At 69.1% G+C, this 6,655-nt stretch carries 9 protein-coding genes and 1 pseudogene; all 10 read right to left on the bottom strand.

The features are described from left to right. Window positions 1-358, bottom strand: a 358-nt coding sequence (locus ACFDTC_RS16920; RefSeq protein ID WP_375260050.1) for a 2Fe-2S iron-sulfur cluster-binding protein, incomplete at its 3' end; no start/stop codon positions are given. A gap of 172 nt (window positions 359-530) precedes the next feature. Next, window positions 531-935: a DUF5333 domain-containing protein gene (locus ACFDTC_RS16915; protein WP_375260049.1), complete on the bottom strand. Its 405-nt coding sequence runs from the start codon at window positions 933-935 to the stop codon at window positions 531-533. A 152-nt stretch (window positions 936-1,087) separates the two neighbouring features. Next, a complete protein-coding gene (locus ACFDTC_RS16910; RefSeq protein WP_375260048.1) occupies window positions 1,088-1,465 on the bottom strand; it encodes a hypothetical protein in 378 nt (125 codons plus the stop codon). 100 nt (window positions 1,466-1,565) lie between these two features. Further along, window positions 1,566-2,855 (bottom strand): NADH-quinone oxidoreductase subunit NuoF, encoded by a 1,290-nt coding sequence (gene nuoF / locus ACFDTC_RS16905; protein ID WP_375260047.1) that lies wholly within the window; start codon window positions 2,853-2,855, stop codon window positions 1,566-1,568. 3 nt (window positions 2,856-2,858) lie between these two features. Then, window positions 2,859-3,074, bottom strand: a complete 216-nt coding sequence (locus ACFDTC_RS16900; RefSeq protein ID WP_375260046.1) for a DUF5337 domain-containing protein — start codon at window positions 3,072-3,074, stop codon at window positions 2,859-2,861. A gap of 9 nt (window positions 3,075-3,083) precedes the next feature. Beyond that, window positions 3,084-3,713, bottom strand: a complete 630-nt coding sequence (locus ACFDTC_RS16895) for a hypothetical protein (protein ID WP_375260045.1) — start codon at window positions 3,711-3,713, stop codon at window positions 3,084-3,086. 199 nt (window positions 3,714-3,912) lie between these two features. After that, complete coding sequence (locus ACFDTC_RS16890; RefSeq protein WP_375260044.1) at window positions 3,913-4,677, bottom strand: hypothetical protein; 765 nt, start codon at window positions 4,675-4,677, stop codon at window positions 3,913-3,915. A 47-nt stretch (window positions 4,678-4,724) separates the two neighbouring features. After that, window positions 4,725-5,846, bottom strand: coding sequence for an NADH-quinone oxidoreductase subunit NuoE (gene nuoE, locus ACFDTC_RS16885; RefSeq protein ID WP_375260043.1), 1,122 nt, complete (start codon window positions 5,844-5,846; stop codon window positions 4,725-4,727). A gap of 60 nt (window positions 5,847-5,906) precedes the next feature. Then, window positions 5,907-6,230, bottom strand: a complete 324-nt coding sequence (locus ACFDTC_RS16880; RefSeq protein WP_375260042.1) for a hypothetical protein — start codon at window positions 6,228-6,230, stop codon at window positions 5,907-5,909. After that, a pseudogene (locus ACFDTC_RS16875) lies at window positions 6,227-6,655 on the bottom strand (NADH-quinone oxidoreductase subunit D); the annotation flags it as partial. The pseudogene ACFDTC_RS16875 and the gene ACFDTC_RS16880, both read right to left, overlap by 4 nt.

The raw sequence follows: 6,655 nt of genomic DNA, 5'->3' as shown, positions 1-6,655 counted from the left end.
CGCATTCGCCGCCCTGGTCGCAGATCGGGCAATCGAGCGGATGGTTGATGAGCAGGAACTCCATCACCCCCTCGCGGGCCTTCTTGACCATGGGCGAGTTGGTGCGCACGCGCGGCGGCTGGCCCTCGGGTCCGGGGCGCAGGTCGCGCACCTGCATCGCGCAGCTGGCCGCCGGTTTCGGCGGGCCGCCCACGACCTCGACCAGGCACATCCGGCAGTTGCCGGCGATCGACAGACGCTCGTGGTAGCAGAATCGCGGAATCTCGATCCCGGCCTCCTCGCACGCCTGGATCAGCGTCATGGCCGAGGGGACCTCGATTTCGGTATCGTCGATGATGATCGTGCGCGTATCGGACATGGCCGAGCCCTTCGTTTCCCATGGCTGGCAGTGCCCGCCGGCGAAGGGCGGGCCGCGTTTGGTCCCCCCTTTAGCGCGACCAGTGCGGCGTTGAAAGGCGTGATCGCCCGGGAACGTCAGGAAAAATCGACGCGGTTCATCCTGTACGCGGCGTCACGCCCGCAGGCGCATATCAGTGCAGCAGACGGCCGATGGCGCTGTTGCGGTCGATCTGGCGCTCGCCGAAACGGCACAGCTGCGCGGTGTCCGCGCCATCGACGCCCTGCGAGGCAAGCCACGCCAGCGCCTTGCGCTTCATCCGGGCCTTTTCCTCTTTCGAGGTGACGTAGTCCTCGATCTCGTCGTCGGTGTAGCCCATCGACTGCGCCTTGGATTTCAGGCCGTTGATCGTGATGTAGGCGCGCACCATGCGCGCCCCGATGCCGTCGCAGCGCTTGCGGATGTCGTCGGCGATGGCGATCGCCATCAGCGCGTCGTCGATCTGGGGCACCTGGCTGAGCGGCGGCTTGGACTGCGCCTGCACGGGCGCGGCCAGCGCCGCGGCGATCAGGGCAGGAAGGGCGAGTCGCTTGAACATGAGGCGGACCTTTTCGCATCGGGTTTCGCGTCTGCGGTGACAGATAGTCATTCCGACAGGCAATAACACCCGATGGTCAGGACCGTTTCCAGCAAGGGCGCGCCGTCAGGCGCGCAGGGCCCGGCACGGTTTCGCCGTTTTCGCGCGTCGCCTCAGTCGCGGCAGCGCCCGGCCAGGCGCAGCGTGCCACCCTCGAACACCAGCGCGGCCGGGTCGGTCTGCGGCCCGACGGTCCAGTCGATGTCCGAGGTGCCGAAATAGCGGATGCAATGGCTCTTGCCCGCATGATCGCCCGCCAGACGCGCGCCCTGCAGCGAGCGCGCCGCGTTCGGCACGGTGACGACGAAGGTCTGCTTGTCGCGGCGTTCGGTTGCGCGGGCGCGGGCGTTGAAGCGCTGGCCGTCGAAGCGGATCTCGGAGCTGCCGCCCCCGACCCCGCCGAAGCCGAGCCTGCCGCAGCCGGTGACCGCGAGGCCCAAGCACAGCATGGCGATGACCGCACCCGTGCGCCCTGCCCCCGTCTTCCGCATGCCGACCCGATCCATCACGCCCCCATCCGCTGACCGCCGGACCTGCGTCCGGGCGCGCGAACCATCGCCGCCCGGCCCTTCAAGGTCAAGCCGCGCCACGTTATTCCGCGGCAACGGCGCTGACGCGCTTGTGCTTGATGCGGTCCTCGATCTCGTCCCGGAAGTTGCGGATCAGGCCCTGGATCGGCCAGGCCGCGGCGTCGCCGAGTGCGCAGATCGTGTGGCCCTCGACCTGCTTGGTCACGTCGAAGAGCATGTCGATCTCGTCGACCTCGGCATCGCCGCGCACCAGACGCTCCATCACACGCATCATCCAGCCGGTGCCTTCGCGGCACGGCGTGCACTGGCCGCAGCTCTCGTGCTTGTAGAACTTCGCCAGGCGCCAGATCGCCTTGATGATGTCGGTGTCCTTGTCCATCACGATGACGGCCGCGGTGCCCAGGCCCGATTGCAGGTCGTTGCGCAGGTAGTCGAAGTCCATCACGGCGTCGCGCATCTTCTCGCCGCGCACGCAGGGCACCGAGCTGCCGCCGGGGATCACCGCCTTCAGGTTGTCCCAGCCGCCACGGATGCCGCCGCAATGCCGCTCGATCAGCTCCTCGAACGAGATGCTCATCTCTTCTTCGACCACGCAGGGATTGTTCACGTGGCCTGAGACGGCGAAGACCTTGGTGCCGGCGTTGTTCGGCCGCCCGAAGCCCGAGAACCACTCGGCACCCCGCCGCAGGATCGTCGGCACGACGGCGATGGATTCGACGTTGTTCACGGTGGTGGGGCAGCCATAGAGGCCCGCGCCCGCCGGGAACGGCGGCTTCATGCGCGGCATGCCCTTCTTGCCCTCGAGCGATTCGAGCAGCGCGGTCTCTTCGCCGCAGATATAGGCGCCCGCGCCGTGGTGCAGGAAGATCTCGAAGTCCCAGCCCGACCCGCAGGCGTTCTTGCCCACGAGACCGGCGTCGTAGGCCTCGTCGATGGCGGCCTGCAGGGCCTCGCGCTCGCGGATGTATTCGCCGCGGATGTAGATGTAGCAGGCATGCGCCTGCATCGCGAAGGACGCGATCAGGCAGCCCTCGACCAGCGTGTGCGGGTCGTGGCGCATGATCTCGCGGTCCTTGCAGGTCCCGGGCTCGGATTCGTCGGCGTTGACGACCAGGTAGGCCGGGCGGCCGTCGCTTTCCTTGGGCATGAAGGACCACTTGAGCCCCGTCGGGAAACCCGCGCCGCCGCGGCCGCGCAGCCCACTGTCCTTCATCTCCTGGATGATCCAGTCGCGCCCCTTGGCGATCAGGTCCTTCGTGCCGTCCCAGTGGCCGCGCGCCTGCGCACCCTTCAGGGTGCGGTCGTGCATGCCATAGAGGTTGGTGAAGATCCGGTCCTTGTCAGCCAGCATGTCTCAGTCCTCGTGTTCCCGGCGGTCGCGCCAGAGCCCGTAAATCATCCAGATCGCCCAGCCGAACCCCGCAAGCACGATCAGGTCGAGCAGCGCGCGCACCCGTTGCGACAGGTCGAGCGCGCCGCCGATCGCGATGATCGCGATCCATAGAAGGCCAAGCCCCGCCACGAACAGCGCGATGCGCCGTCCCCGGCGGGAATGGTCATCGGACGACATGGCGCGGTCTCAGCCCTTGTCGCCGCGCGCCAGTGTCGCGGCCTGTTTCGCCCAGCCGTCGCGGCTGGCGCGGCCGCGCACGCCGCCGATGTTCTCGTCGATCCAGGCGGTCTCGGCCTCGGTCCACTTGGCGACCTGATCGAAATGGTAGATGCCGATGGCGTTCAGCGCCTCTTGCAGCTTCGGGCCCAGCCCGGTGATCCTGCGCAGGTCATCGGCGCCCACGGCGCGCGGCGCCTTCAGGCCGGACGGCTTGCGCGCGGTCGCGGCATCCTCGGCGGCCTGCGCGGTCTCGGCCACCGCCGCGGTGGCTTTCTTCGGCGCGGCACCCGAATCGTTGGCCGCCGTGCGGGCGGTCGGCGTCGCGTCGGCCTTGGCGTCGGTCTCGACCGGCAGCGGCTCGTCCTGCGACGGCTCGGCCGCGGGCGTCATCGCCGCTTCGGTCGCGGCCACAGCCGACGGCACCATCCCGAGGTTCACGAAGGCGCGCGGCGACAGGCCCATGGCCTCCCACGGGGCCATCGCGGCGCGCATCATCTGCAGGTTGAACGTGACCATGGCGTTGCTTTGCCGATGCCAGAAATCGACCATCGCGCCGAAATCGTAGATCGGCGGCATCATGGGAGTGGTCTTGGTCATGTCATCGCTCCATTCGCGTTGGCAAGGCGGGACGCGCGCGGGTGCTGCGCACATCCGGGTCGACGCCGCCCTCCCCGCGGTGCCGAGCGAGGGGTCGCACAGCGCCCCGCGCCGCGCAAGCCCCCCTGTCGTCGCGGCCCGCGTCCGTCACGTCGCGCGCCACAATGGTGCGAAACGCGCCGCCGGCCGCGCCGTTCCGCTAGCCGGCCGACAGCGTCTTGGCCTGCGCCACCCAGTCGTCGCGGATGATCCGGCCCTTGGCGCCGTCGACGTTGTCCTCGACCCAGGCGACCTCGTCCGCCGACCAGCCGGCGATCTGGTCGTAATGGTAGACGCCGGCGGCGTTCAGGTTCTCGGCCAGCTTCGGCCCGACGCCCTTGATCTTCTTCAGATCGTCGCCACTGCCGCCACGGGGCGCGTCCAGCGTTTCCGGCTTGGTGCCGAGGTTCTCGTCGAGCGCTGCGCCCGGGGCGGGCGTGCTGGCGGGAACGGGATCCGAGGGCGGGACCGGCTGGGCCGGTTCACGGGGCTTTTCCGCTTCGGCGGGCGCCGCGGAGGGCTTTGCCTCATCGGCCGGGGCGGTGGACGGGGTCTTGTCGGTCTTCAGCGAAGACGACGGTGTCAGCACCGACGCACCGGCGGGCGACGTCGCCTCGACGGGACCGGCGGGCGGCGTCTCGCCCCGCGCTTCGGCCTGGCGCCTGGCATGCGCGTAGGTGATCGAGGTCTCCGCTGGATCGGCCGGCGGCGTGGCCTTCAGCCAGCCCTTGCTGCCCGTGCCGCCGCAGAACACCAGTTGGCACAGCACGCCGAGGCCCACCGTCACCACCGCCGCGATGAACACCGCGCCGAAAAAGCGCCAATCCCCCAGCACCATCAGAAGCACGAAGGTCAGGCCCCCCGCGCCGACCGCCAGCGCCCAGCTTCCCGTCGTGCAGTCGAAACCGCCCCTGTCGTCATTCATCGGATCTCTCCCCAAGACTGTGACAGGGTCGTTCTAGCACGTCGGGCTCAGTCCGTCTTGTCCCCTGAAAGCAGGGCCTTGGCCTGTGCGACCCATTCGCCGCGGCTGGCCGGTGCATCGCCGTCCAGATGGGCGTCGAGCCACGTCACCTCGCCCGGGGACAACGCCGCGAACTGGTCGTAGTGGTAGAGGCCCAGCTCGTGCAGCGCGCTTTCGGTCTGGGCGTCGACGCCAGAAAGCCTGGTCAGGTCGTCGGCCTTGCCGTCGCGCGGCGTCGTCAGGCCGTGCGGCTGCGGATGCGCGGCCCCCTCGGCCTCGGCCGCCTTGGCGGGCTTGTCCTCGTCCGGCCAGCCGGTCGCCTTGGCCACCGGTTCGCGCTTGTCGATGCCGGTCTCGTCGATCGGATGGCCGTCGGATAGCTCGGGGCCGCGCTTGCCCTCGCCGCCGCCGCGGCGGCCGGACTGGTCGCCCCAGGGCGCGCGCAGCGGCTCTTCGGTGCCGTCGATGCGCTTGACCGTGTCGTTCAGGTCGACCGCCCGCTGGACCGAGCCGTTGTACTTGATCGACGCGTTTGTGAACTCGGTCAGCGAGGTCAAGCCCGACGCGGGTTCCGACGCGAAGCGTCCGGTCTGGCTGCCGGGCGTGGGCACCTCGCCCTTGGCCAGCCGGTCGATCAGCGACCCGAGGCTTTCGGCGGTCAGGTCCTCGTAGTAATCCTTGCCGATCTGGGCCATCGGCGCGTTCGCGCAGGCACCGAGGCACTCGACCTCCTCCCACGAGAACTTGCCGTCTGCCGAGAGCTGGTGCGCCTTCTTCGCGATCTTGTCGCGGCAGACGGCGATCAGGTCCTCGGCGCCGCAGATCATGCAAGACGTGGTGCCGCAGATCTGGATATGCGCAACGTTACCAACAGGTTGCAGCTGGAACATGAAGTAGAACGTCGCCACTTCGAGCGCGCGCATGTAGGACATGTCGAGCATCTCGGCCACGTGTTCGATCGCCGGGCGGGTCAGCCAGCCCTCCTGCTCCTGTGCGCGCCACAGCAGCGGGATGATCGCGCTGGCCTGGCGACCGGCGGGATACTTGGTGATCTGCGCCTCGGCCCACGCGTGGTTGTCGGGCGTGAAGGCGAAGCTTTCGGGCTGGTCGGGATGCAGACGTCGCAGCATGGGGTGACCCTTCGTCTTGCCCGGACGGTCCGGGCGCATGTTCGTGTGGGGCGGGCCGCGTCAGGCGTCGGCGGCGGGCGTCTCGGCCGGTGCCGCGGGCGCGGGCGCCGGCGTGCAGGACCCGGTCACCAGGCGCACGCCGCCGTTCGACAGGCGCACGGCCTGCTCGGTCGACACCCGGTAGGCGGCGATCTCGGACAGCTTGGCGCGCGCGATGCCGGTCTGCAGGCCGACCGCCTGGTAATCCGCCTCGGAGGCGAGATCGCAGCCGATCGAGGCCACGGCCGTGTCGAAGGCGGCCAGGTTCTGCTCGGACACGCCCTCGGGCGGCAGCGCGCAGGCGGCGATCAGGGGCAGCGCGGCAAGCGCCAGGTACTTCTTCATCGGTCGACCTCTCCGAAAACGATATCCATGGTGCCGATGATGGCCGCCACGTCGGCCAGCTGGTGGCCCTTGGAAATGTGATCCATCGCCTGCAGGTGCAGGTAGCCCGGCGCGCGCAGCTTGGCGCGGTAGGGCTTGTTGGTGCCGTCGGCGACCAGGTAGACGCCGAACTCGCCCTTGGGCGCCTCGACGGCGGCATAGACCTCGCCCTCGGGCACGTGGAAGCCCTCGGTATACAGCTTGAAGTGATGGATCAGTGCTTCCATCGAGGTCTTCATGTCGCCGCGCTTGGGCGGCGTGATCTTTCCACGCGCGAGGATCTCGCCCGGGCCTTCGGCGCGCAGCTTGTCGATCGCCTGCTTGATGATCGAGACCGACTGGCGCATCTCCTCCATCCGGCACAGGAAACGGTCGTAGCAGTCGCC

Source organism: Citreimonas sp. (assembly GCF_042096055.1).
In the GTDB taxonomy this organism is placed as follows: domain Bacteria; phylum Pseudomonadota; class Alphaproteobacteria; order Rhodobacterales; family Rhodobacteraceae; genus Citreimonas.
Note: the sequence above shows the minus strand (reverse complement) of the source record. Positions and strands in the feature narration are given on the sequence as shown.